Source organism: Neobacillus niacini (genome assembly GCF_036961885.1).
Classification (GTDB): Bacteria; Bacillota; Bacilli; order Bacillales; family Cytobacillaceae; genus Neobacillus; species Neobacillus niacini_H.
The window spans coordinates 38,393-61,528 of sequence record NZ_JBALNQ010000039.1 but is presented as its reverse complement, the minus strand read 5'-3'; the positions used below and the strand labels follow the sequence as shown (position 1 = coordinate 61,528).

Sequence of the window (23,136 nt, the reverse complement as noted above, 5' to 3'; positions counted from 1 at the left end):
TTATGAAAAAGATTGAAAAAAGGCTTTCCTCTTCATGTATTAATCATAGCTTGTACTAATGAATAAACTATGAACAAAGGTTTAAAGATTTATTAATTATGTGATGAACAGCGTGCCATAAGGGCGGTTCTACTAGCTTTTTTTGACCAGAGTTACCCACTATGAACCATAAGAACTGTCCTAGTGATACTCCCCTTTCATAGCTATAAATGGTATATTTCAGAGAGTGCATTTTAGATGATAACAAAAGGGGCTTGTATGAAGGAGATTACGAATAAATTAAATAAAAGAATATATTATATTGTCGTGTGGATCGGAATAGCCATTATGATTTCTGGTTTGTTAATTGATAACCCACGTATTGGTGAATTCGGATTTGCTTACATATCCCACAGCATACTGGTGTTCATTCTGTCTGTTTGTTTCCTGCTTTATCCCAAGAATCGTACTGCTATTCTAAGATTGACCATCCTAATCGTCGCATCAGTTTATTCTTATGCGCTTTTTCTTTTTTATCCAGATACGTGGTCCACGTTTATTTTTCTATGTTTTATTCCAGCACTTTCCATCTTATTTTTTGATTCAAAGCTTTTTTACTTTTCCTTGCTATTAAACGCTATATTAATCATGTTTATATTTGGATATATCCTGTTGATTGATCGAGGATTGAAATATCCCTATATCGAAGCGGATCCAATAGGAAATTTCATTAACTTTGTTGCGAGTCAAATCATAATCTATTTTATTTTTTACTTAACGAATGAACGAATGAAAAAACAACAAACATATTACGAACAAATACAACATTCTGAGCGTTTGAAGACAACCGGTCAGCTTGCAGCAGCTGTTGCACATGAAATTAGAAATCCTCTGACCGTTGTGAAAGGTTTTTTGCAGCTATTTGAGCAAGATTCTTCCTTTACCGATGAGCGAAAAGGACATTTTACTTTAATGATTGATGAATTAAATACGGCTGAACAGGTTATTTCGCAATTCTTATCGATTGCTAAACCAGACAAAGAGAATGTAACTGAAAATGTCGATGTAAATGTTGTTCTTCAGAGTGTAACAGATTTGCTTCATTCCTATGGACTTTTACATGATAATCGGATTGAACTAAACGTAACGGGAGATTGTACGATCTCAGCTAACACCATAGAGTTTAAACAATTACTCATAAATATTATAAAAAATGCCATTGAGGCTTCCAATATTGGTGACCTAGTTCATGTAACTGCTGGAAGGGAAAAGGAATTTGTTGTTATTCAAGTCATTGATTATGGACGAGGAATGTCAGAAGAAGAAGTTGCATCTTTGGGTACTCCTTTTTATTCTTTAAAAAGTAAAGGAACAGGATTAGGGATGATGATATGCTTTAACATCGTTGATAAATTTAAAGGCACGATTGACTTCCAATCCTCTATAGGTCATGGAACTACAGTCACAATACGCTTTCCATCTTCCAATCCTGTATAGTATTCATATTGTGAATATATTAACTAGAGGTATAAAGAGAAGCAATATAATAAAAGGGCCATTCCTGCTTATTTTCGTAGCGGGAATGGCCCTTCTATTTTAAGTTCTATTAAAAGGAACAATCATTTATGGATGGGCTCATCAGTCTTTTTTCTGCCTTTGATAAACCTTGGCAGGCCGTTCAAAAAGGCCTGCATAAGATTCGTTTGCATGATTCCTATTGAATAGAAAGGAGGATCATTTTCTGACCTCTTTTTGCTTCGAGAGTTAGGGTTACTTTTTCTCCTTGATGGTCGAATAGTTCGTTTATCATGTTGCCTTCTGCCTTTGCGGTGTAGGTGCTTCCGTTGGACGTGATAAATCGGAAGGTTCCATTCGGTTGGACACCTCCAATGTAAGCTGTCTCCATTATTTGATTCGCAGTAGAGACTGTTGCTACAGGGACTTTGATTTTTTGTCCGATTTTTAGCCTGGTTGGCTCCAAGGCTGGGTTGAGTGCTTGTATCGTTGAGGCAGGGACCCTTAGGGCTTTGCCGATTTTTGTAAAGGTATCACCGCTTTTAATCACATACATAGATGAACCAACTGTTGAGCTGCTGTTGTTACTAGTCGCATTTGGTGCAGGAGCTGGCTGTTTTTTTGTTAAAAAGGTTTCACTCACATAAGCTGTTTTTCCATGGAATTGAATCTTGGCCCACCCTTTTGAACTGGAGGTTAAAGTTACACGATCATCTAATTTAAATGAACCTAGGACAGCACTGCTGGTAGTAGCAGCTGCACGAACTCTCAAGGAAGTTGCAGTTACATACATGGTTTTCGTTTGAGCTTCGACTGTAGATTTGCCTGTTTGTGCAGGTGCTTTTGTGAGATAGTCAGCGCTTACGAAACAAACTCGCCCATCGATCAGAATGCCAGCCCAACCTTCTTCGATAAATGCAACCTTCACGACATTCCCCTTTTTATAGGTTCCAATTATACTGCTTTCCGTTGTTGGCTGTGAGCGGATATTCAGTGTGGTAGCGATTACCGTTCTGTCTTCTACTTTTGGTAAAAGAATTTTTTTGCCGTCAATGGAAGCCAGTCCATTGGCCTCTAAAATTTCTTGGGCTGTGACACCATGCTGTATCGCGATGGTTTCAATTTTTTCGCCGCTTTTTACCTGATACGTGTATTCTTCAATAAAGGCTGCATTTGCCGTGCTGGTGTATAAGCCAAGGACAACGGTAAAAATGCCGGTCACTATCAGTTTTTTTACAACATTTTTTTGAATCCATTCGTGAACCTGTGATACATATGTATTCCAATCAGTGCGTATATCCTTTAAAAACCCTTTGATGTCAAGTACATTTCGTATATCAAAATGGATACTCTTATAATATTCTCGTTTTTCCATCCTTGTGGTGAAAACAGGTACACATTTTGCTTGCTTGCCTTTTCCGTAGGTTTCTTTCCTGCTAAGTGTCCATTCACCATTTACATCTAATTGTGTTGTCAAAATAACCATTTCCCCTATTCTCTCTCTAAATTAACTCATACTCTGTAATATTCGTAATACTTCCCCATTTTCTGTCCCAAAATTGTCATAATAAGTCGAAATAGTTAAAGGTAGAGATCGCTTGCGGCGGTCTTTTGTTGTGTAATGAAAAAATTTTTCCAATACTCTTGCATTGCAAGGTATATACTCTTATACTTGATCTATACCTTGCAATACAAGACATTGAGAGTGGTGAGTGAATGTCACAAACACAAATGATGAAGGGAATAATAGATGGCTGCCTCTTAGCGATCATCGCGAAGAAAGAATGTTACGGATATGAGATGGCTGAGAGCTTAAGTAAGTATGGTTTTGATACGATCAGTGAAGGTACCATCTATCCATTATTGATGAGGATGCAACGTGAAGGACTTGTCACTTCTGTTCTTAGAGCTTCTACAGCAGGCCCTAAGAGAAAGTACTACTCCTTAACGAACGAGGGACAGCAAGCATTAAATGATTTTCTAAGTAGATGGGGCCAACTTGAAAAATGTGTGAATGCGGTAATTAAACAAGAAAATTAAGGGTTGAGGTGGAGAATGTGGTAGAAAATCAACTATCTGTAAAAAGTGAGAAGTTTCTTGATGACTTAAGGGTATATTTGTTTTCAAGCGGGAAAAACGACCAAGAGATTAAAGAAATTACGGAAGAACTTGAGGCTCATCTATATGAAGCTGAACAAAATGGTAAATCCATTGATCAACTTGTAGGCGCCTCCCCAAAGGAATATATGATGACTATTTCAAGTGAGATGAAGACGGACTATCGATCTTGGGCGAAATATATTCCACTCATTATTATTGGTTCCATGTCATTTACTATTTTTGGAGACCTTATACAAGGTACGTTAAGCTATAGTTTATTCAAAATTATCGGAACGCTTGTATATAGTATCCTGTTCTTTGGAGGAGTAATGTTTGCTTATCGCTATGTAGCTAGAAATCAAGTATCGAGAATAATGGAGTTTTTCATTTTATTATTGCCGATTATCCTTAGTATGCTTATTTTCGTAGGAGTACTATTCGTTGATTCTATTTATAAAACGCCCATGATTGATTTTGGAATGATAGGCAGTTGGGTCATTGGATTGTTTCTTCTATGTTTTATTATCCTATTTTCTGTTTGGGCCAAGACTGCCATTTTGCCTGTAACATTACTAGCACTTCACCTGCCGACATTTTTATTATCTTTTACTACTTTTACTGTAATAACACAGTTAATTACGAGCATGGTAATCACGTATGTATTAATTGGACTATATTTATTTTACACGGTGAAGAAGGCTAAAAGGAATAAGGAAGTAATCGACTAGAGCCGGGTGCCTGTCACCGCTCGTGGACAATTTCCACCTCAGGTGGACACTCCTGTCTGTCTACCAGAAACATCCTGCGAAAATTTTACAGGTAATTATAGAAATTAGAATTAAATAGGTTTACCATATAGAACCGGGTGCCTGGCACCATTATTTAATGAGAGCCCGAGAACAACGAAAAGAAGAGAGAACGGTCACTCGTAATAAGTAATAATCTTTATTTTGAAAAAGTAATTGCTTTTTTGAAAAAAACATCGCAAAAATAGTAGTGTTAAGTACCACGAGAAACACTCCCTGTGGCATTCTTGTGGTAATCTACTATTTCCAACGTGTATATACACTTAAGAACAATTCGTGAACATACCTGTTATTTAAAAGAAAAAATAAAAAATAGAGGACAGATGTCCTTTTGATGAAAAAATTCTGTCGATATAATTTGGCTAAAGGAGGAGATAAAGTATGGAGGATATAATCGCAGCAATCGGTATGGCACCACAGCCTCAACGGGAATATTTGCAGCAATTATTTAAACACATCCCCATATCTAGTCGTTCCTGTCATGTGATAAAAATGAAAGCGGATACTAAGTTTGTATCTGCGAATGAACCCTGCAATACAATCTGGATTTTAATCGAGGGGCAAGTTAGAGCAACTGAAGAGCAAATTTCAGGTGATGTTTATGTTTTTACTGAGTTTCAAGCACCAGAGTTGTTCGGTGAAATGGAAGGGTTATCAGGTATCACTTATTACAAAGTAACGTTAGTAACGTCTACAGATTGTACGTTTATCACTTTGTCAATGGATAACTACTTAAACTGGATCCGGCATGATGCGGAGGCCTTGTTTTTACGGGTACGAGCTATTATGAGTCATGTTCTGGTAGAGTCGAAAAATGATCGAGCCTATTTGTTCCTTGACGGAATCGATCGCCTCGTGCTTTACATGACAAACTACTACCAAGAGCATGCAAAAGACAAACTATGCATCATCCAAACGAAACGTCAACAAATTGCAGAACAAACGGGCTTCAGCGTGAAAACCGTTAATCGATCAATCAAAAAGCTTTTAGACGATGGCCTGATTTCAAAGAAAGAAGGAAAAATCGTCATCTCTGAGAGACAATACGAAACACTTTTAGAATTAATGGATAATAAATTAAGTAAATGAAAGGGGGTTTTTAATATGGATACAATGATGTTAATTGAAGAAGCAAAGAAAGCAAGGGATAAGGCATATGTACCGTATTCAAACTTTAAGGTTGGTGCTGCTTTATTGACAGTAGATGGGAAAGTGATTCATGGGTGTAATATTGAAAATGCGGCATATAGTGTGGCGAATTGCGCTGAACGGACGGCTTTGTTTAAAGCCTATGCTGATGGGGATACCCAGTATGAAGCATTGGTTGTTGTCGGCGATACGAAGAGACCGATTACCCCTTGTGGAGCATGTCGCCAAGTGATTTCGGAGCTTTGCAACAAAGATATGAAGGTTATTTTAACAAACCTTAATGGTGAGATTAAGGAAATGACAGTCGAAGAATTATTGCCAGGAGCATTCTCACCGGAAGATTTGCAATATTAATATGCATCAACTCTATGAATATAGAATTTAATAAAAATCAAAAAGGGAGTGTAAAGATTGAATCACGTTTTAGATATTGTTACATCGAAAAAACATACCTACGAACAAAAAGTAATGGCACTTGCACATGCGGCAGAAGATACTTTGTCTATTTTAAATATTCCAGAGAAAACGAAATATTATTTTGAAATAAATGCAATCGATGATCTATATGAAGGACATGCACCTTATCGTCCACGTTATATTATGCCTGATTATGAAAGGTTTGTAAAAAACGGCAGTCAGTTTTTACAGATTGAACCACCGAGCGATTTGGATGAATTGTTGAACTCCTTGATGATTCTCTATAAGCATGTTCCATCGATCACTGGATTCCCAGTCTATCTTGGTAACATTGATAAGCTGATTGAACCGTTTTTGGATGGTGTAAGTGATGAGGATGCAAAGAAAAAGCTTCGTTTATTTCTAAACTTTCTTGATCGGACGATTACCGATTCTTTCTGTCATGCGAATATCGGACCGGAAGCCACTCGCGCCGGAAAGTTGATTCTAGAGCTAGAAAAAGAGCTGCAGAATGCTGTTCCTAACTTTACGCTGAAATATGACCCGGATATTACACCTGATGATTTTGCTGAACTAGGAATTTACACGAGTCTTTTCTGTGCGAATCCTGCTATGTGTAATCATAAGGTGCATATGAAGACCTATTCAACTGATTATGGAATTTCAAGCTGTTATAATATTTTACCGATTTGTGGCGGCGCTTATACGCTTTCGAGATTAACTCTTCCTGGGCTTGCAAAGGTTGCGACTTCTACCGAACAGTTTTTAAACGAGCTTCTTCCTGATTGTCTAGAGTCATTAGGAAATTATATGAATGAACGGATAAGTTTTTTAGTCGAGCAATCTGGCTTTTTTGAGACGTCTTTCCTTGCTAAGGAAGGTTTGATTCATCCTGACAACTTTATTGGCATGTTAGGAATTACTGGATTAGCCGAGTGTGCCAACATCCTATTAAGCGACAATGGTAAGCGCTATGGACACGATGTCGAGGCTGATGATCTTGCTGATCAAATTATGACGATTATTTCAAATTTTGCAGCACAGTTCCCTGCTAAGTATTCAACTATTTCAAATGGACATTTAATGCTCCATGCACAGGTTGGTATGGACTACGATATCGGAATCACTTCGGGTGTGCGGATCCCTGTAGGTGATGAATTACAGAATATTTACGACCACCTAAGACATAGTGCGCGATTCCATAGAGAAATTACGACTGGATGTGGAGATATTTTCCCATTTGAAACCACTGGCCGAAATAATCCTAGTGCGATTCTTGACATTGTCAAAGGAGCATTTTCAGTAGGTTCAAAGTACATTAGTTTTTATGAGGAGAATAGCGATTTGGTGCGTATTACCGGTTATTTAGTAAAACGCAGCGAGATGGAAAAATACAGAAATGAGCAGGTAGTACTGCACGATACGACACATCTTGGTGCACCAAACTACGATCATAACCGCCTTAAAGATAGAAAGGTGAGAGGGGTATGACGAGAGCTCCAATCAATAAGATTATCCCGTTAAGCCTTGTAGATGGGCCGGGGAACCGTACTTCGATCTTTTTGCAAGGATGTAACCTGGCCTGTGCCTATTGCCATAATCCGGAAACGCAAAGACTATGCAACCACTGTGGTATTTGCGTGAGTGGCTGCCCATCGGGTGCACTCTCCATCGCTGGGGGCCGTGTAAACTGGGATCCTGCAGTATGCATCTCATGTGACCAATGTATTACCGTTTGTCCGTCATTTGCCTCGCCGCGTGTGAGAAATATGACTCCAGACGAGGTCTTCGAGGAGGTTCAAAAGAATATTCCATTTATCCGGGGGATTACGGTATCGGGTGGTGAATGCACTCTGTACCCTAATTTTATAAAAGAATTGTTTGCAAAAGCTCGAGAAAATGGACTTACCTGTTTGATTGACAGCAATGGAACGACAGATTTCACCCGCTTTCCCGAATTGATGGAGCTCTCTCAAGGGGTCATGCTGGATGTGAAGGCTTGGGATGAAGAAGTATACAGAAAGCTTACTGCAGGGTTAACTAATTCTGTCGTTAAGAAGAATCTTAAGTATCTTGCGGAGTGCAACAAATTAGAGGAATTACGAATTGTCTGCTTGCCTGGCGAGGTGGACGCGGAAGCTGTCATCAGTGGAATTGCTGACACCATTGGTGAAAAGGTAAAAAGCGTAAAATTAAAGCTGATTAAATTTCGACGTTATGGGGTAAGGGGACGCTTGCAAAATACTCCAACACCGGATGACGCATATATGCAGGAACTTTTGAAGTTAGCGAGCGGAATGGGTTTTGAAAAGGCTATCATCGTTTAATCGTTAGTTGTTCTGGTTTAAATGGTTGATAAGGTCTACAGTTTGTAACCATATCAATGTTATTACCTATTGGATAAAATAATTTACGGAATATTCTAAAAAGTAGCTTCAGAAAGAAGCTCATGGGAGGAAGCAATGGCTGTATTATCGAGACTTAAAATTATGATGTTTCTTCAGTTTTTCATTTGGGGAAGTTGGCTTGTTACATTTGGCTCGTATATGATTGGTACTTTGCAATTTACTGGTACACAAGTAGGAATCGTTTATAGCTCAGCAGGGATAGCTGCACTTTTTATGCCAAGTCTTGTCGGTATTATTGCGGATCGTTGGGTAAAGGCAAATCGTCTATATGGTGTCCTTCATTTCCTTGGGGCGATAGCATTATTTATTGCCGCAAAGACTTCAGATCCCGGTATGATGTTTTGGGTGATGTTTTTTAACGCAATGGTTTATATGCCCACTCTTGCTTTATCCAATACCATTGCCTATTCTTCCCTAGAAAAAGCAGGGTTGGATACAACGAAAGACTTCCCACCTATTCGTGTGTTTGGAACTATTGCTTTTATTCTTGCTATGTGGTCCATTAGTCTTGGTGGATTTGAGTTAAGTAACATGCAGCTATACATTGCCTCTGGCGCTGCCTTCTTACTTGCACTGTTTTCATTGTTTCTGCCTGACTGTCCTACTTCAACAGTCAAAAAGGACAAGTCATCGTTGGTTAGTCGGATGGGTCTTGATGCTTTCGTGCTTTTTAAACAAAAGAGAATGGCGGTCTTTTTCATTTTTGCCATGCTCTTAGGTGCTGCACTACAGATTAATGTTACATTCGGCAACCCGTTTTTACATGATTTTGGATTAAATCCTGAATATACAGATAGCCTTGTTGTGAAATATCCAGCCATTTTATCATCCATGGGGCAAATGTCAGAAGTATTCTTTATTCTTGCCATTCCATTTTTCTTACGTAAATTTGGAATCAAGAAGGTCATGATCATGAGTATGGTGGCATGGGTATTACGATTTGGTTTCTTCGCTTACGGTAACCCATCTAGCGGCGGCTTTATCTTATTGCTATTATCTATGGTTGTGTATGGTGCTGCTTTTGACTTCTTTAATATTTCTGGATCTATGTTTGTAGAAAAAGAAGTAGACACCCGGATGCGTGCGAGTGCACAAGGGTTATTTATGACAATGGTTAACGGAGTTGGAACATATTTAGGCGCCGTTATTAGTGGAGTAATCGTAGACTATTTCACTGTTGATGGCATCATTAACTGGCAAACCGTTTGGTTAGTGTTTGCAGCGTATGCAGCTATACTCGCTGTCATTTTTGCGGTAAGTTTTAAAGAAAAGAATAACCGTGTTGAAATGAAGAATGATACAAAATTAAGTGCATAAATTAAGACTCAACGTCGAAGTAGAACCCGGTTACTTCGACGTTTATATTCTTGGCAATGCATGAACAATTGGGTAAGAAAGTAAAAGGAGTTTTTTATGATGAGAATGATTGATATTATTGAAAAAAAACGCGACGGTTTTGAATTGACTAAAGAAGAAATCGAGTTTGCTATTAAAGGCTACACAGATGAGAGTATACCAGATTATCAGATGTCGGCTCTTGCTATGGCGATATATCTTAATGACATGACCGCTTCTGAACGTGTGAATTTAACGATGGCAATGGTGGAGTCTGGTGATCAAATAGATCTTTCAGCCATCGAAGGGATTAAGGTCGATAAACATAGTACAGGCGGGGTTGGTGATACAACAACACTGATCCTTGCTCCACTTGTTGCCTCTGTAGGAGTGCCTGTTGCAAAAATGTCAGGTCGTGGACTTGGTCACACTGGAGGTACGATTGATAAATTAGAATCCATTGTTGGTTTCCAAGTGGAAATGGATAATGATACCTTTAACCACCTTGTTAATACGAATAAAGTGGCTGTTGTTGGTCAAAGTGGAAATCTAACACCTGCTGATAAAAAATTATATGGGTTACGTGATGTCACAGGAACAGTGAATTCTATTCCACTTATTGCTAGTTCGATCATGAGTAAAAAAATTGCATCAGGTGCAGATGCCGTTGTGTTGGATGTTAAGACAGGATCTGGAGCCTTTATGAAGGATTTAGAGGGAGCAAAAGAATTGGCGCAGGCAATGGTCCAAATCGGTAATGGTGCTGACCGTAAAACGATCGCTGTTATTACTGATATGAATCAACCGTTAGGGTTTGCAATTGGGAATGCGTTAGAAGTTAAAGAAGCGATTGACACACTAAACGGTAACGGACCTAGAGATCTTCATGAATTATGCTTAACACTCGGCAGTAAAATGGTTTATCTTGCCGGAAAAGCAGCAACTACTGAAGAAGCACGGGAAATGCTAGAGGATTCAATCAAAACAGGAAACGCCATTGAAAAATTTAAAACATTTATTACTGCTCAGGGTGGAGACAGCAGTATTGTGGATGATCCTACTAAACTTCCATATGCTTCCTATACATTTGAAGTCGAAGCACAGGAAGATGGGATTGTTTCAGAAATTATTGCAGACAAAATCGGGATTGCAGCAAGTCTTTTAGGGGCTGGCCGTGTAACAAAAGAGTCTGAAATAGACTTAGCAGTAGGACTTGTTTTAAGGAAAAAAATAGGTGACCAAGTAAAAAGAGGCGAATCACTTGTGACGATTCACAGCAATAAACAGGAAGTAACAGAAATGAAAAATCTAGTCTATGCAGCCTATACCGTTTCACAAAATGAAGTTCGAGTACCGCCGTTGGTTTATGGTGTAATTGATCTGTAATATGCGGAGATTATAACTAAAATTAGAATGGTGTTCAAAAAAAGTGACGGCTTAACTCAACTCGAATTAAGCCGTTTTTCATTCCTAATACACAACAACTGGCTGATGCACACTAAGATGATCATAGACAGCTTTCATGACACTAGGGGTTACGTTGATACAGCCGCCGGAGCCTGCCGTTAAATAGGCAGTACTGCTCCAGTTTGTCCGCCAGCCCGCATCGTGGAAACCTTGGCCGCTGTTTGTGAAGGGTGCCCAATAACTGACTGGAACGGAATAATCGGCTTTGCCGACGGCGCTTCCTTTAAGTGTGTAAGGTGTCCGTTTAAATAGGATATACCACACTCCTGGAGATGTATCTTCCCCAGTGCTGTGTTTACCTGTAACGACATTGGTGGTCAGGACTAGCTGTCCGGCTTTGTAAATCCAAATCCGCTGTTCAGCAATCGACACCTCCGCATAGGTATCGCCAATCCCATTGTTTGTTGTGGTTTCATAGCCATAGCCCTCTCCACTCCAGCCATTTCCATGAATAGTGGAAGCGGAAATTGATGTTTCTCCTTTTTCGAATGCTGCATGAATTTGCAATGTTTCTTTTTCCACATCGAGCGCCCAGCCATACCCTTGCCCTTTCACAGATATAATGGAACCGGAATGGGTCTTGAAGCTAAAATCCTTCCCCAATGTGGACTGGGTATCATTAATTTCGGCGATTTTATTTTGAATCGTGCTCGGGTCAATCGAAACCTTCAAATCCTCAGAAATTGTTGCATTTTTTATAAATTCGCTGCCGCTTAATGTATGTACTGTATCCTGTACTTTATATTCAACGGAATGTTGAAGAAGTTCCTGCAGTTTTTGTTCTTCTTTTTTTACCTTTTCGCTGTCTTCGTTGAATGGAAGCAGGTAGATAGGATTTAGATGAATCTCACTCGTATATCCATGCTTTTCGAATTCCTCCAGTAGACGAGCGACATCATATTGATTCCCGTCCACACTTTTCGAGACAACGATTTCTCCTTGTACCAGGGACGCATGTGCATGAACAGGAGCAGTTAAGCTCTGATTCATTGAGGTAAGTTTTTGTTCCAGTTCGTTTTTAAGTGTTTCGCTGCGATATTGATCCTGCTGGTTAGGCGTTAAGGTATACTCTTTTTCCTTAAAAGAGGGAAGGAATGACCACTGGTCTTTTAAATGTCTTTTGACTTCCTGCAAGTCGTCATTGGCAAATTCCATCTTCGTATCTTTTCCATCTACTATTTGTTGATCACCCACGTAGATTTCATTTGATAAAACAGACGTTTGTAGCTTTTCAAAAGCCTGGTCTGCCGTCATGCCACCAATCTCGACGCCATTAATCCTTATGTTGGTATTAAAGTGAGTGGCTTGATAATAGCAGATGGCGGCAAGAATAAGTGTAATGATACTAATGGTACTTAAGGTGATAACCTTCCAATTTTTGAACCATTTCTGTGAAGGGAGATTTCCTTCAACTTTTTTTTCTACGATGCTGCCCATGTATATTCCCCCCACAACCTGCGACATTCTATTTTAAACCTTTGTCTACTATATTTTACCAGAGTGGGGATTGTAACTTTGTCGATATTTGTAGGTTGCATCGAATGTGGAATTTGTAGAACAAGCAAAGAGATTGGTAAATGAGGTAGGAAAAGAGCTAGCAACGCCTGAAGAGGCAAGAGAGATTTTATCACTAAAATCGGTCATTCAACATAATTAGTAGGATGTTTTTTAGAAAAGGCTGTGTCAATAGATACTACTAACCGGCAGAAAGTTTAATAAGACTTACGCATTTTTAGGGGCTAATTCAATCGAATTGGTCCTTTTTTTACTTGACTAAGTATCCCCTAGGGGGGGATACTTACATTGAGGAGTGATAATTTATGAACACAGATAATCATCAACATAACCACGAGCATAAGCAAAGAAAAAATGTTATTAATCGGCTTGCTAGAATTGAAGGACATGTAAGAGGAGTTAAACAAATGGCAGTTGATGGACGTGATTGTCCAGATATTCTTCTTCAAATTGCAGCCATAAGAAAAGCCCTAGACAATGCTGCAAAAATTATTTTCACAGACCACATGGAGAATTGTCTTGTGGACGCTGTACAACAAGGAAATGAAGAAGAAGTTTTACAAGATATTAAAAAGGCATTAGATAACTTCATACGATAAGGGGGTTGGAATTTTGAAGAAAAAGAAAAATACTGCAATGCTTTGGGCAGTTCTGGCGGCTGGCCTATATGCTATTAGTGCGCCATTTTCCAAAATACTTTTAAATGAAATTCCTCCAACTATGATGGCAGCACTTTTATATCTTGGTGCAGGTATTGGAATGTCCATAATAGGTTTGTTTCGTTACAACACAGGACAATTGAAAAAGGAAATGAGATTAACAAAGAAAGAAATGCCTTTCACAATGGGTATGGTTCTTTTAGACATAGCAGCACCTATTTTCCTTATGATAGGGTTAACAATGACTACTCCTGCAACAGTCTCGCTTCTTAACAATTTTGAAATTGTTGCCACTTCATTGATTGCACTTGTAATTTTCAAGGAAACGATCAATAAAAGATTATGGATAGCAATTGGTTTGATTACAGTTGCAAGTATTTTTCTTTCAGTAGAAGATTTTAGTAGTATCTCTTTTTCTTTTGGTTCTCTTTTTGTTTTGCTTGCAGCTATTTGTTGGGGACTAGAAAATAACTTTACCAGAATGTTGTCGGTAAAAGACCCATTAGAGATTGTCATTATTAAAGGATTTGGTTCAGGTTTAGGTTCTTTACTAATCTCGTTTATTATTAATGAAACTACCACTAATGTAGTTTATATACTTGCTACGCTTTTACTGGGATTTGTGGCTTATGGGTTAAGTATATATTTATATGTATACGCACAACGGTATCTTGGAGCAGCCAAGACAAGTGCATATTATGCCATTTCCCCTTTTATTGGCGTTGGACTTTCGTTTATTATGTTTCTTGAGATACCTACATTGTCATTTATTATTGCCTTGCTAATTATGATAGTTGGGACCTATTTTGCATCTACAGACAATCACGTCAAGAAGGATTAATGTTTTTTGTGTTGAATTGGATAGATAAATAACATTCCCATAAATGGAAGGTTTCTATTATTTAATCGTATAGGAGGAATGACATTGTCTTTACATGTAGGCGATATCATAACATTTGAACGGACTTTTACAATAGAAGATGTTGAATTGTTTACGAGGATTTCAGGTGATGAAGGTACACACCATACAACTCCTGATGAACAGGGAAGACTTGTCATACAAGGCTTGCTGACGGCGACATTACCAACAAAAGTTGGAGGAGATAACAATGTACTGGCTCGTTCTATGAATTATGAGTTTTTAAGACCAGTTTTTACAGGAGATAAAATACTATGTGAAGTAACGATCGATAAATATGAAAAACAAGATCATAATAGAATATCAATTGCAGCATCTTTCCTATGTACAAATCAGAATGAGAAACAAGTATTGATAGGAAATTTTACGGGAATCATCTTAAATGATAGAAATGAATAAGTTTGGACTAACCTGAATACGTGAGACAAAATAAACCTCCTTCGTAACAAGCCCAGAGTGTTTTTGCATTAGCTAGTTATCCCAAAAACAGTGCCAGAATAGCAAGGAATATGCATATAGCAGCTACAGCAAAGAAGAGAATTGATGTTAATCGATTCATCCTAAATTTAAATCCATAAGCACCAAAAAAGATTGCAGCAGCTAATTTGCTAATGCCTTGATACAATAGGTTATTTGAAAAAAAGGAACTGCTAAAAATAATCGAGGCAAGTAAAGTTAAGCAGATTAGTAGTTTAAACCACAAAGGCTCATTTAAGAAAAGTTGAATCATCCATTTTATCCTCTGCATGTTGGAAAACTCCCTTCAAGTAAACATATGATTGGATTTCTAAATTTGTTTTCATCACTCTTCATTATATTCGCCGTTTTACTTTTATTCCCTTTTTGGGAAAAAACCTTACAAAGCCTTTTTCTTAGCGAAATAATAATTCCGATTGGTATAATTGTATTGTGTAAATTGTACTAAAGGTGGAGAGTAGCATGATAAAGATTATTTCGGACAGTTCGGCTGATTTACCAGTAAATTTATTAGAAAAATATGATATTACATTAGTGCCTTTGACTGTGACGATTGAAGGACAGGATTATTTAGAAAAGGTTGATCTTTCCCCAGAGGAATTCTTCGCAAAAATGTTTTCGTCTGAGGTGCTTCCGAAGACGTCCCAACCCTCGCCTGCCTCGTTTGCCGACGCGTTCTCCCTTTTTGGCACTGACACGGAAATCCTCTGTTTTACGATTTCATCCGGCCTCAGCGGGACTTATCAATCTGCCTGTATTGGCAAGGATCTTTCCGGCGCAAAGGTAACTGTTTTTGACACACTTGCAGGCTCACTCGGGCATGGGCTCCAAATTATCCGTGCGGCAGAATTGGCCCAACAGGGGCAAACAGTGGATGAAATTGTTGCTGATTTAATGGAGTACCGTGAAAATATGAATATACTCGTCTTATTAAATACATTAGAGAATATCGTAAAAGGCGGACGACTTAGTAAGTTCCAAGGCTCGTTGGCAAAACTCCTCAATATCAAAGTGCTACTAGAAAGAGTTGAAGGCGGGAAAGTAGAGATTTTTGAAAAAATCCGCGGTAAAAAGAAGTTCCAAAAGAGAGTGCTAGATGTGATTCAAGAAAGAGGAACCGATTTTTCAACTACTATATTTGGAATTACTCACACCGGAAATGAAGAAGAAGTAGAAGCGCTGAAACAGGAATTGACAGAGAGATTTCATCCAAAGGATATCATTGTCAATTACATGGGCGCTACAATGGGGACCTATGCAGGTAAAGACGGGATGATTATTTCTTTTTAAGAAAGATCTGGAAGACCTATTTAGCAGGTTTCCAGATTTTTTTTGCCTACATTGAAAAAAAGTGGTCGGTACCCCATGACAAAAAAAAGATCCGGCCAGTTGCCGGATCCAAAAGAAATCTATAAAAGGGGGTTATGGAAGAGAGAATTAAAAAGGTTGTCCTCTTCATGTATTTATCTTACCGTTAAAGTATGAACAAACTATGAACAAAGCTTTAAGGTTCTATTAATATTAAAATGCCGCCACCGGGTACGACTAGCCCTTCATGCGTTCGGGAAGATTTTGAATCGATTGGACCACCATATCTAGCTTCGACTCAATCCGGTATAGCAAATAGAGGGTGACGACGATTGGAAATCCTACCTCACTGATGAGAGGGATCATTTGCTCCACGAAAATCCACTCCTTTCTTTATTATAAATTTCAACCTCTAATAAAGACCGGATTCCATTGGAACCCGGCCTACTGTTCGATTACACCATTTCATATTGGGTTACATTGCGATCAATTACGCGTGCTCCTTTAACAGAAGCATAATTACCGTTTGCAGATGTGAAAACTCCAGAAGCAATAATTTCCTCCATTGCCGCCTTCACCACTGCTTCCTCAATCGGTTCCTTAGGATTTTCTACCGAAATTCGGGTGGATTTTCCTAGCTCAGTTACGAACTCCAATTCTAGTGTTTTAGCCATTTTATTCACCTCCTATCCTAGTTATTTTTCTATTAAGCTTGTAAATCGGAATTGTCGACTCTCTCGATGCTGCTGAGAGCATCGCTGGACAAACCAATAATGGCTTGCGCTGCTTGTAAAAGTTGATCAGGTGTAGCAGATTTCTGGATATTACTAAAAGTCTTCGCCTTCAAAAGCGGTTTACCGTCATCGTCCATGCCCACTTGGAACACTAAACGTAACTTAGATGTTGCTAATACTGCTTGTGCCATCGTTATCACCTCCTTTCACCCTTAATATAGGAAAAAGCAGGTAAAAAGGACATGGTATCGAAAAATAAATAAAAAAGAGACCAGCTAAAGTTAGCAGGTCTCTTACGGATTAATTTAGTTGGGCTACTTTTTCATCAAAATATTCATTCATGCGTTTAGCTAATTGGATAGATAGACTTACATACTCGGAAGTGGAAGGTCCCGTTTGATTATATAATTCGCCTAGTTTTATTTTTAGATTGATTATGTCCATTAGAAGGTTCGTGTTTTCAACGTGAATAAATTTTTCTGCTTCCATCATACACCTCTTATATAGTATTGATCATGGTTTCGATAGGATGATCCTAAACCTTAGTGATAGTAACATAGTTCTATCACGATGTGAACAGCCATTTAAATAGTAGAAAAATTAAAAAAAGGGTAAATAATTTTAGGATAGTTTGTATGGAGGATCGTCTACCTAACTTGCTATCATTCGTATTCGTGAAGGTGGGGAACATGTTATTTTGTAATAACGTCTAAATTTTTACAATGTGATCCGATCCCTTTTGTAACTATGTTGAAAGCAATGTTCTACCCTGTTTTTTAACCGGTGAAAGATATGATTTCAGCTGTTCAACGTTCCGTCAAAACATTTCAAACAAACTGTGAACTTAACACTATACCTATGTTAATAACCATGAAAATCCAATATAGTAAAAGTATAGAAAACAAGTTAAATTTGAAAGGCGGAATGCTTTATGTTTAACAAATTTTTAAGAGAAAATAAGGTCGCAGCAGCTATACTAACTGTTATTCGTTTGTACCTAGGATACGCTTGGTTCACAGCTGGTTTTCATAAAATCACAGACGGATTTGACGCATCAGGCTATTTAGGAAATGCAATTGCTAATCCAGTAAAAGGCCCAGACGGCAACATGGTTTACAGCTGGTATGTTAACTTCTTAGAAAGCTTTGCCCTGCCAAACATTGATTTATTCAACTTCATCGTTCCTTGGGGCGAAACACTAATTGGTTTAGGTCTTTTACTTGGCTGTTTAACAACAGCTGCGATGTTCTTTGGTCTAGTCATGAACTTCAGCTTCTTCTTAGCAGGAACAGTATCTCATAACCCGACAGACATCTTCTTAGGCGTCATCATCTTGGCAGCAGGCTATAATGCAGGAAAATACGGTTTAGACCGCTGGGGGGTTCCATTCATCCGCAAAACAGCTAAGACTTACATTAAAAAAGACAAAGCAAAAGCAGAAGCATAACTTGTAGTAACACAAAAAGACGATTCGTTCCCCCGCGAATCGTCTTTTTGATAGTAAAAATGACCCATACTCATCGCAGAATGGAAGCAACAAAGTTTCCGCCAAACAACTTGAATCAATACTAAGAGCCTAATTCCAAAACGGAATTAGGCTCTTAGGTAGGTTTTATAGCAAATTAATTGCGGATAAGATAATCGAATGCACCTAATGCTGCAGTCGCACCAGATCCCATTGAAATAATGATTTGCTTATAGGCACTATCGGTACAGTCGCCAGCTGCAAATACGCCAGGGACGTTTGTAGCACCATGCTTATCGACAACGATCTCACCGAAGCGCGTACGTTCAATGGTATCGCCTAACCAATCCGTATTTGGTACAAGACCGATCTGAACAAAGATACCATGTAATTCGATATGCTTCTCTGCTCCGGTTTCACGGTTAATGTAGGTAATACCATTAACTTTGTCAGTACCGGTAATTTCTTTTGTTTGAGCATTCGTAATAACTGTAACGTTCGGCAGACTATTAAGTCGGTCCTGCAGGACAGAGTCAGCTTTCAACTCTGGTGCAAACTCAAGAACTGTGACATGATTCACAATACCTGCCAGGTCAATGGCTGCTTCAATACCGGAATTACCGCCGCCAATAACAGCAACGTCTTTTCCAGCAAACAATGGACCATCACAATGAGGGCAGTAGGCTACACCTTTGTTCTTGAACTCGGCTTCACCTGGGACGCCAACATTACGCCAGCGGGCACCCGTTGAAAGGATGACAGCTTTACTTTTTAAAATAGCGCCGTTTTCAAGTTCGATTTCAACGAAATCTCTCTTTTCCAACGTTTTGGCACGCTGTAAATTCATCACATCAACGTTGTATTCTTTAACATGTTCTTCAAGACTTGCAGCGACTTTCGGACCTTCTGTATATTTCGTACCGATAAAGTTCTCAATCCCCATCGTGTCCATTACTTGTCCGCCGAAGCGTTCAGCAACAATACCAGTACGGATGCCTTTACGTGCAGCATAAATAGCTGCACTAGCACCGGCTGGTCCGCCGCCAATGACAAGCACGTCGAATGGTTCCTTATCAGAAAGCTCGGATGCATCTACACCAGAACCCATCTTTGCAAGAATTTCATCAACCGTCATACGGCCGCCGCCAAAATTTTCTCCATTGAGGAAAACCGTTGGAACAGCCATGATGTTTTTGCTTTCAACCTCTTGCTTATAAGCTGCACCATCAATCATGGTATGCGTAATTCCAGGGTTGAGAAGGCTCATTAAGTTAAGGGCTTGGACAACATCTGGACAGTTGTGACAAGTCAAGCTGATGTAGGATTCAAAGTGATAGTTACCTTTAATGGCTTTAATTTGATCAATGACTTTTTGATCCACTTTAGGGGCTCTTCCGCTAACTTGTAAGAGAGCCAAAACTAATGAAGTAAATTCGTGTCCTAGAGGTATACCAGCAAAAGTTATGCCAGTATCTTCGCCGATACGATTTACACTAAAGCTTGGTGTTCTTTGTAATTCTGTGTTCTCAACCTTAATGTGGGAGGACATGGTAGCTAATTCGTCTACTAAAAGCAGCATGTCGCGCGATACTTCATCGGATCCAGCGCTGACTTTTAGAAGGACATCGCCCTCCATCAAATCTAGATATTGGGCTAACTGTGCTTTAATATCTGCATCTAGTAACATTTTATCTACTCCTTAAATTTTTCCTACAAGGTCAAGGCTTGGCTTAAGTGTTTCTGAACCTTCTTGCCATTTAGCTGGGCAAACTTCACCTGGGTTGTTACGAACATATTGTGCTGCTTTAATTTTGTTTACAAGTGTGCTTGCGTCACGGCCGATACCGTCTGCATTGATTTCCATAGCTTGTACAACACCATCTGGATCGATGATGAACGTTCCGCGTTGTGCAAGACCTTCTTCTTCATCAAGTACATCAAATGCACGAGTAAGTCTTTGAGATGGGTCACCAATCATCGTATATTTAATTTTGCCGATAGCAGGTGAGTTGTCGTGCCATGCTTTGTGTGTGAAATGAGTATCTGTTGATACAGAGTAAACTTCAACACCAAGATCTTTTAATGTTGCATATTCGTTTTGTAGGTCTTCTAATTCAGTAGGACAAACGAATGTAAAGTCTGCTGGGTAGAAGCAAACTACACTCCACTGACCTTTAAAGTTTGCATCTGAAACAGTGATAAAATCTCCATTTTTGTACGCGTTAGCTGTGAATGCTTGTACCTCTTTACCGATTAATGACATAATCAATTTCCTCCTAAGTATATGTTTTGAAATTTTTTCCTCAAATAAAGTAAAACTTAAATTAGAATAATTCTAATACAATTATTATTATCGTATATTACCTGTCGATTTGTCAACTCGAATGTCTCTTTTTTTTTATAATTTGTTTCAGAATAAGACAATTTGTTCTATTAATAATAAAAAATACCCATTATCAATAAGAGAAATTAGGTGAAAAGAATCGTTTTTTAGAATTCTGGACAAAAGATGACATCTTTAATCGAAACTTGTCCATGAACATGACAATTATTGAAAGGGGGTGAAATCGTGCACTTCCGCCAGTTTCTTATATCTGTGCTAATGGCTGGGGCGGCGATGTTTTTTCCTGACCTTGCTTTTGCTGAAAAGAATGTACCAAGTTCTCAAAAGGGGGAGGCTGCTATTCCAGTAAAAAGTGAAAAGGAAGAAATAAAGATAGCCGTTCCGCCAAAATCCCAAAATGCAAATCTACAGGAAAAAGCTGCATCGGCACATGCTACTGTAACTGAAAAATCTTCAGTACCCGAACATGCTGCAGTACCTGAACATGCTCAAATCAATAAAGCTGAGGCGAAACAGCAGACATCCAAAAGTATTCCAATCCAAGCTGGGGCTAAAAATTTGCCAGATCAGGCAAAAGGAAACGTTAAGTCTGATCTAAATGAGAATGAAAAGATTCTTAAGGAAACAGGAACAGAAACGGCAGCTGTTAACTCAGATAGCCAAGGTCTAAAAGATAAATCGATGGATACAACTTCCTTATCAGCTACTAATAAAGTAGTGAAGGTTGAAGAAGCTAAACCAGCGATATTGGCAGATACGGCCAAAGTATATAGTGAAATTTCAGTGATAACAAAAAAAGAATCTGATGGGCAAGAGCAAAAAAAGGGTCCTGCTAACAAGGAAGAGATTCCAGAGGTCAACCAGCAGAGCCAAACCCAGCGAAGCAACAGTTCAGGGGGTCAATCAAATGATCGACTCAGCAATGGATTAAGTAATATAAGCGTATTGGATAAATGGTTTGAATGGAATAACCTGTTTGAAAGTAATTTAGTCCAGCCCTACATTTCCCGGCAGGCTTTATTGAATACTCAATGGGTGAATGCTCCACCAGCACCACCACCGCAGAAACTCCTTTATTAACTAATGTTACCCGCAGCTAAAAGCCACGGATTATGATAATAAAAGGAGCGAATTAAAAATGAAACATTACTTAAACTCAAATAAAATTGCAAAATCTTTTGTACTGGCAGGAGCATTATCGTTTGGACTTTTTGCTGGAGGACAGTTTACCGAAGCAGCAGGACCGGATCATGCTAAGTCTGAAAAAACCGTTCAAGTTAAAAATTCTAGTCGTGTAAATGAGAATGTAAAAGCTACACCAGTAGTTCCAGTGGCATCAAAAGAGAAAGCTAGTAAATCCCAGGCAAGTGTGAATGCGAGCGAAACGGCAAAATTGCATGCTGCTCCGAACTCAGCTGTTCTTGGCAAGGGAGATAAGGCTGAAGATGTGGTTGTTGAAGAAGTAATACAGGAAGAAGCGCCAGTAGAAGAAATTCCAGTTGAAGAAACTACCGTTGAAGAAACTAAGGTGATTGATACAGAAACGGAAGTGCCAACTGAGATACCGGCGACTGAATCAAATATTGATGCGGATTCTGAAGCAACTGTAGACCTTAATGATCAAGATGCAGCTGTTGAATCAGAAGATGATGAAAATGCAGCAAAAGAAGAGGAAGAAGACACAGATGTTGATTCTGATGTAGCTGTTAAAACGGAAGATGAAGATGATACTGATGAAGATTCAGACTCTGAAACTATCAATTTTGAAACCGATGCAGTTGTAAAAACGGAAGACGACGAGGTAGTCGAAGCTGTTGAAGATGAGGACGATTCTGAAAAAGTAAACCCATCTGCAGCAAACAAAGCGAAGTCTCAAGCTAGTGTAAAAGCAAGCGCAACTGCAAAAATGCATGCAGCAGCAAATTCAGCTGTATTAGCGGGCGAAGAAGTTACGGAAGTGGAACCTGCTGAAGAAAATGTTCTGGAAGAAACTGAAGTTGCATCTGAAGTTGCTGCAGAAGATGTAGTCACTGAAGAAGAAGCAGTTGAAGGTGAAACAGAAACAGAAGAAACACCAGTTGTAGAAGAAGAGTCAGAAGTAACAGAAGAAGCTCCTGTAGTTGAAGGTGAAACAGAAGAAACTCCAGTAGCTGATGAAGAGACAGAAGTAACAGAAGAGGCTCCAGTTGCAGAAGAAGTGGTTGTAACCGAAAAAGTAAACCCATCTGCAGCAAACAAAGCGAAGTCTCAAGCTAGTGTTAAAGCTAGTGCAACAGCTAAAGCACATGCAGCAGCAAATTCAGCGGTATTAGCTAGTGAAGAAACTACTGAAGAAGTAGCTGTAGAAGCAGGAACAGAAGCTCCGGAAGTTGATACTGTAGTAGAAACTGAAGAAACAGTAATTATTGAAGAAGAAGTGACTGTGGAAGCTGAAATAAAATAATCGTTTACTAAAATGAGACCGGGGGATTTTTCCTTCGGTTTCTTTTTTTGTTGCTAACAGGAGTATTGAGTCCTAGATTACTGATTAGGAAGTGCC

At 38.9% G+C, this 23,136-nt stretch carries 26 protein-coding genes; 17 read left to right on the top strand and 9 right to left on the bottom strand.

What is annotated here, in order from left to right:
* Positions 1 to 258 precede the first annotated feature (258 nt).
* On the top strand, positions 259 to 1,476 hold the full coding sequence (locus tag V7124_RS17100; RefSeq protein ID WP_335491344.1) for a HAMP domain-containing sensor histidine kinase: 1,218 nt from the start codon (positions 259 to 261) through the stop codon (positions 1,474 to 1,476).
* Between the two features lie 217 nt (positions 1,477 to 1,693).
* Here the strand turns inward: V7124_RS17100 and V7124_RS17095 are convergent, their stop codons facing one another.
* Positions 1,694 to 2,971, bottom strand: coding sequence for an SH3 domain-containing protein (locus V7124_RS17095; RefSeq protein WP_335491342.1), 1,278 nt, complete (start codon positions 2,969 to 2,971; stop codon positions 1,694 to 1,696).
* A gap of 239 nt (positions 2,972 to 3,210) precedes the next feature.
* Between V7124_RS17095 and V7124_RS17090 the strand changes: the two genes are divergently transcribed.
* The 8 genes from V7124_RS17090 (at position 3,211) to V7124_RS17055 (ending at position 11,095) form a co-directional block, all read left to right on the top strand.
* Complete coding sequence (locus tag V7124_RS17090; protein ID WP_335412726.1) at positions 3,211 to 3,534, top strand: PadR family transcriptional regulator; 324 nt, start codon at positions 3,211 to 3,213, stop codon at positions 3,532 to 3,534.
* Between the two features lie 17 nt (positions 3,535 to 3,551).
* The gene (locus V7124_RS17085; protein WP_335491338.1) at positions 3,552 to 4,322 is read left to right on the top strand and encodes a DUF1129 family protein; all 771 of its coding nucleotides are present in this window, start codon (positions 3,552 to 3,554) and stop codon (positions 4,320 to 4,322) included.
* 459 nt (positions 4,323 to 4,781) lie between these two features.
* Positions 4,782 to 5,489 carry a Crp/Fnr family transcriptional regulator gene (locus tag V7124_RS17080; RefSeq protein WP_335491336.1) on the top strand — a complete coding sequence of 236 codons (708 nt, stop codon included), beginning with the start codon at positions 4,782 to 4,784 and terminating at the stop codon, positions 5,487 to 5,489.
* Between the two features lie 15 nt (positions 5,490 to 5,504).
* On the top strand, positions 5,505 to 5,903 hold the full coding sequence (locus tag V7124_RS17075) for a cytidine deaminase (protein ID WP_335491334.1): 399 nt from the start codon (positions 5,505 to 5,507) through the stop codon (positions 5,901 to 5,903).
* Between the two features lie 57 nt (positions 5,904 to 5,960).
* Positions 5,961 to 7,457 (top strand): YjjI family glycine radical enzyme, encoded by a 1,497-nt coding sequence (locus V7124_RS17070; protein ID WP_335491331.1) that lies wholly within the window; start codon positions 5,961 to 5,963, stop codon positions 7,455 to 7,457.
* The gene (locus V7124_RS17065; protein WP_335491329.1) at positions 7,454 to 8,293 is read left to right on the top strand and encodes a YjjW family glycine radical enzyme activase; all 840 of its coding nucleotides are present in this window, start codon (positions 7,454 to 7,456) and stop codon (positions 8,291 to 8,293) included. Before V7124_RS17070 ends, V7124_RS17065 begins: the two co-directional genes overlap by 4 nt.
* Before the next feature lie 135 nt (positions 8,294 to 8,428).
* Entirely contained in the window at positions 8,429 to 9,691 is a 1,263-nt protein-coding gene (locus tag V7124_RS17060) for a nucleoside permease (RefSeq protein WP_335412715.1), read from the top strand.
* 99 nt (positions 9,692 to 9,790) lie between these two features.
* The gene (locus tag V7124_RS17055; protein ID WP_335491351.1) at positions 9,791 to 11,095 is read left to right on the top strand and encodes a pyrimidine-nucleoside phosphorylase; all 1,305 of its coding nucleotides are present in this window, start codon (positions 9,791 to 9,793) and stop codon (positions 11,093 to 11,095) included.
* Positions 11,096 to 11,179: 84 nt separating this feature from the next.
* Here V7124_RS17055 and V7124_RS17050 read toward each other — a convergent pair whose 3' ends face one another.
* On the bottom strand, positions 11,180 to 12,613 hold the full coding sequence (locus tag V7124_RS17050) for a L,D-transpeptidase family protein (protein ID WP_335491324.1): 1,434 nt from the start codon (positions 12,611 to 12,613) through the stop codon (positions 11,180 to 11,182).
* A gap of 106 nt (positions 12,614 to 12,719) precedes the next feature.
* Here V7124_RS17050 and V7124_RS17045 point away from each other — a divergent pair, with 106 nt between their 5' ends.
* From V7124_RS17045 to V7124_RS17030, 4 genes are all read left to right on the top strand, one after another.
* Complete coding sequence (locus V7124_RS17045) at positions 12,720 to 12,833, top strand: 3-keto-5-aminohexanoate cleavage protein (RefSeq protein WP_335491321.1); 114 nt, start codon at positions 12,720 to 12,722, stop codon at positions 12,831 to 12,833.
* A 163-nt stretch (positions 12,834 to 12,996) separates the two neighbouring features.
* Positions 12,997 to 13,290: a metal-sensing transcriptional repressor gene (locus V7124_RS17040; RefSeq protein ID WP_335491319.1), complete on the top strand. Its 294-nt coding sequence runs from the start codon at positions 12,997 to 12,999 to the stop codon at positions 13,288 to 13,290.
* Between the two features lie 13 nt (positions 13,291 to 13,303).
* Positions 13,304 to 14,191: a DMT family transporter gene (locus V7124_RS17035; protein ID WP_335491316.1), complete on the top strand. Its 888-nt coding sequence runs from the start codon at positions 13,304 to 13,306 to the stop codon at positions 14,189 to 14,191.
* 84 nt (positions 14,192 to 14,275) lie between these two features.
* Positions 14,276 to 14,668 carry an enoyl-CoA hydratase gene (locus V7124_RS17030; protein ID WP_335412743.1) on the top strand — a complete coding sequence of 131 codons (393 nt, stop codon included), beginning with the start codon at positions 14,276 to 14,278 and terminating at the stop codon, positions 14,666 to 14,668.
* A gap of 76 nt (positions 14,669 to 14,744) precedes the next feature.
* On the opposite strand, the gene V7124_RS17025 is transcribed toward V7124_RS17030, so the two are convergent.
* Positions 14,745 to 15,017: a hypothetical protein gene (locus V7124_RS17025; RefSeq protein WP_335491313.1), complete on the bottom strand. Its 273-nt coding sequence runs from the start codon at positions 15,015 to 15,017 to the stop codon at positions 14,745 to 14,747.
* Between the two features lie 191 nt (positions 15,018 to 15,208).
* Between V7124_RS17025 and V7124_RS17020 the strand changes: the two genes are divergently transcribed.
* Positions 15,209 to 16,036: a DegV family protein gene (locus V7124_RS17020; protein WP_335491311.1), complete on the top strand. Its 828-nt coding sequence runs from the start codon at positions 15,209 to 15,211 to the stop codon at positions 16,034 to 16,036.
* A gap of 255 nt (positions 16,037 to 16,291) precedes the next feature.
* Here the strand turns inward: V7124_RS17020 and V7124_RS17015 are convergent, their stop codons facing one another.
* The 4 genes from V7124_RS17015 to V7124_RS17000 all read right to left on the bottom strand — a co-directional run bounded on the left by V7124_RS17015 (position 16,292) and on the right by V7124_RS17000 (position 17,277).
* The gene (locus V7124_RS17015; protein WP_335412749.1) at positions 16,292 to 16,429 is read right to left on the bottom strand and encodes a YvrJ family protein; all 138 of its coding nucleotides are present in this window, start codon (positions 16,427 to 16,429) and stop codon (positions 16,292 to 16,294) included.
* Between the two features lie 80 nt (positions 16,430 to 16,509).
* Positions 16,510 to 16,728, bottom strand: coding sequence for a DUF2922 domain-containing protein (locus V7124_RS17010; RefSeq protein WP_335491309.1), 219 nt, complete (start codon positions 16,726 to 16,728; stop codon positions 16,510 to 16,512).
* A 32-nt stretch (positions 16,729 to 16,760) separates the two neighbouring features.
* On the bottom strand, positions 16,761 to 16,979 hold the full coding sequence (locus tag V7124_RS17005) for a DUF1659 domain-containing protein (RefSeq protein WP_335412752.1): 219 nt from the start codon (positions 16,977 to 16,979) through the stop codon (positions 16,761 to 16,763).
* Between the two features lie 109 nt (positions 16,980 to 17,088).
* The gene (locus V7124_RS17000; RefSeq protein WP_335412753.1) at positions 17,089 to 17,277 is read right to left on the bottom strand and encodes a hypothetical protein; all 189 of its coding nucleotides are present in this window, start codon (positions 17,275 to 17,277) and stop codon (positions 17,089 to 17,091) included.
* 442 nt (positions 17,278 to 17,719) lie between these two features.
* Here V7124_RS17000 and V7124_RS16995 point away from each other — a divergent pair, with 442 nt between their 5' ends.
* A complete protein-coding gene (locus V7124_RS16995; RefSeq protein ID WP_335491307.1) occupies positions 17,720 to 18,235 on the top strand; it encodes a DoxX family membrane protein in 516 nt (171 codons plus the stop codon).
* 175 nt (positions 18,236 to 18,410) lie between these two features.
* Here V7124_RS16995 and ahpF read toward each other — a convergent pair whose 3' ends face one another.
* Entirely contained in the window at positions 18,411 to 19,940 is a 1,530-nt protein-coding gene (ahpF, locus tag V7124_RS16990; RefSeq protein ID WP_335491305.1) for an alkyl hydroperoxide reductase subunit F, read from the bottom strand.
* Between the two features lie 12 nt (positions 19,941 to 19,952).
* Positions 19,953 to 20,516 carry an alkyl hydroperoxide reductase subunit C gene (gene ahpC, locus V7124_RS16985; protein WP_335491300.1) on the bottom strand — a complete coding sequence of 188 codons (564 nt, stop codon included), beginning with the start codon at positions 20,514 to 20,516 and terminating at the stop codon, positions 19,953 to 19,955.
* A gap of 306 nt (positions 20,517 to 20,822) precedes the next feature.
* On the opposite strand from ahpC, the gene V7124_RS16980 reads away from it, so the two are divergent.
* Together V7124_RS16980 and V7124_RS16975 are read left to right on the top strand one after the other, a co-directional pair.
* Positions 20,823 to 21,677 (top strand): hypothetical protein, encoded by an 855-nt coding sequence (locus tag V7124_RS16980; RefSeq protein ID WP_335491297.1) that lies wholly within the window; start codon positions 20,823 to 20,825, stop codon positions 21,675 to 21,677.
* A gap of 58 nt (positions 21,678 to 21,735) precedes the next feature.
* Complete coding sequence (locus V7124_RS16975) at positions 21,736 to 23,040, top strand: hypothetical protein (protein ID WP_335491295.1); 1,305 nt, start codon at positions 21,736 to 21,738, stop codon at positions 23,038 to 23,040.
* The last annotated feature ends 96 nt before the right edge of the window (positions 23,041 to 23,136 follow it).

Excerpts from the sequence above, each read along its gene's own strand:
- V7124_RS17100 (WP_335491344.1), top strand. The coding sequence starts at position 259 with ATGAAGGAGATTACGAATAAATTAAATAAAAGAATATATTATATTGTC.
- V7124_RS17090 (WP_335412726.1), top strand. The coding sequence starts at position 3,211 with ATGTCACAAACACAAATGATGAAGGGAATAATAGATGGCTGCCTCTTA.
- V7124_RS17080 (WP_335491336.1), top strand. The coding sequence starts at position 4,782 with ATGGAGGATATAATCGCAGCAATCGGTATGGCACCACAGCCTCAACGG.
- V7124_RS17075 (WP_335491334.1), top strand. The coding sequence starts at position 5,505 with ATGGATACAATGATGTTAATTGAAGAAGCAAAGAAAGCAAGGGATAAG.
- V7124_RS17065 (WP_335491329.1), top strand. The coding sequence starts at position 7,454 with ATGACGAGAGCTCCAATCAATAAGATTATCCCGTTAAGCCTTGTAGAT.
- V7124_RS17060 (WP_335412715.1), top strand. The coding sequence starts at position 8,429 with ATGGCTGTATTATCGAGACTTAAAATTATGATGTTTCTTCAGTTTTTC.
- V7124_RS17055 (WP_335491351.1), top strand. The coding sequence starts at position 9,791 with ATGAGAATGATTGATATTATTGAAAAAAAACGCGACGGTTTTGAATTG.
- V7124_RS17050 (WP_335491324.1), bottom strand. The coding sequence starts at position 12,613 with ATGGGCAGCATCGTAGAAAAAAAAGTTGAAGGAAATCTCCCTTCACAG.
- V7124_RS17040 (WP_335491319.1), top strand. The coding sequence starts at position 12,997 with ATGAACACAGATAATCATCAACATAACCACGAGCATAAGCAAAGAAAA.
- V7124_RS17025 (WP_335491313.1), bottom strand. The coding sequence starts at position 15,017 with ATGCAGAGGATAAAATGGATGATTCAACTTTTCTTAAATGAGCCTTTG.
- V7124_RS17020 (WP_335491311.1), top strand. The coding sequence starts at position 15,209 with ATGATAAAGATTATTTCGGACAGTTCGGCTGATTTACCAGTAAATTTA.
- V7124_RS17010 (WP_335491309.1), bottom strand. The coding sequence starts at position 16,728 with ATGGCTAAAACACTAGAATTGGAGTTCGTAACTGAGCTAGGAAAATCC.
- V7124_RS17005 (WP_335412752.1), bottom strand. The coding sequence starts at position 16,979 with ATGGCACAAGCAGTATTAGCAACATCTAAGTTACGTTTAGTGTTCCAA.
- V7124_RS17000 (WP_335412753.1), bottom strand. The coding sequence starts at position 17,277 with ATGGAAGCAGAAAAATTTATTCACGTTGAAAACACGAACCTTCTAATG.
- V7124_RS16995 (WP_335491307.1), top strand. The coding sequence starts at position 17,720 with ATGTTTAACAAATTTTTAAGAGAAAATAAGGTCGCAGCAGCTATACTA.
- ahpF (WP_335491305.1), bottom strand. The coding sequence starts at position 19,940 with ATGTTACTAGATGCAGATATTAAAGCACAGTTAGCCCAATATCTAGAT.
- ahpC (WP_335491300.1), bottom strand. The coding sequence starts at position 20,516 with ATGTCATTAATCGGTAAAGAGGTACAAGCATTCACAGCTAACGCGTAC.
- V7124_RS16975 (WP_335491295.1), top strand. The coding sequence starts at position 21,736 with ATGAAACATTACTTAAACTCAAATAAAATTGCAAAATCTTTTGTACTG.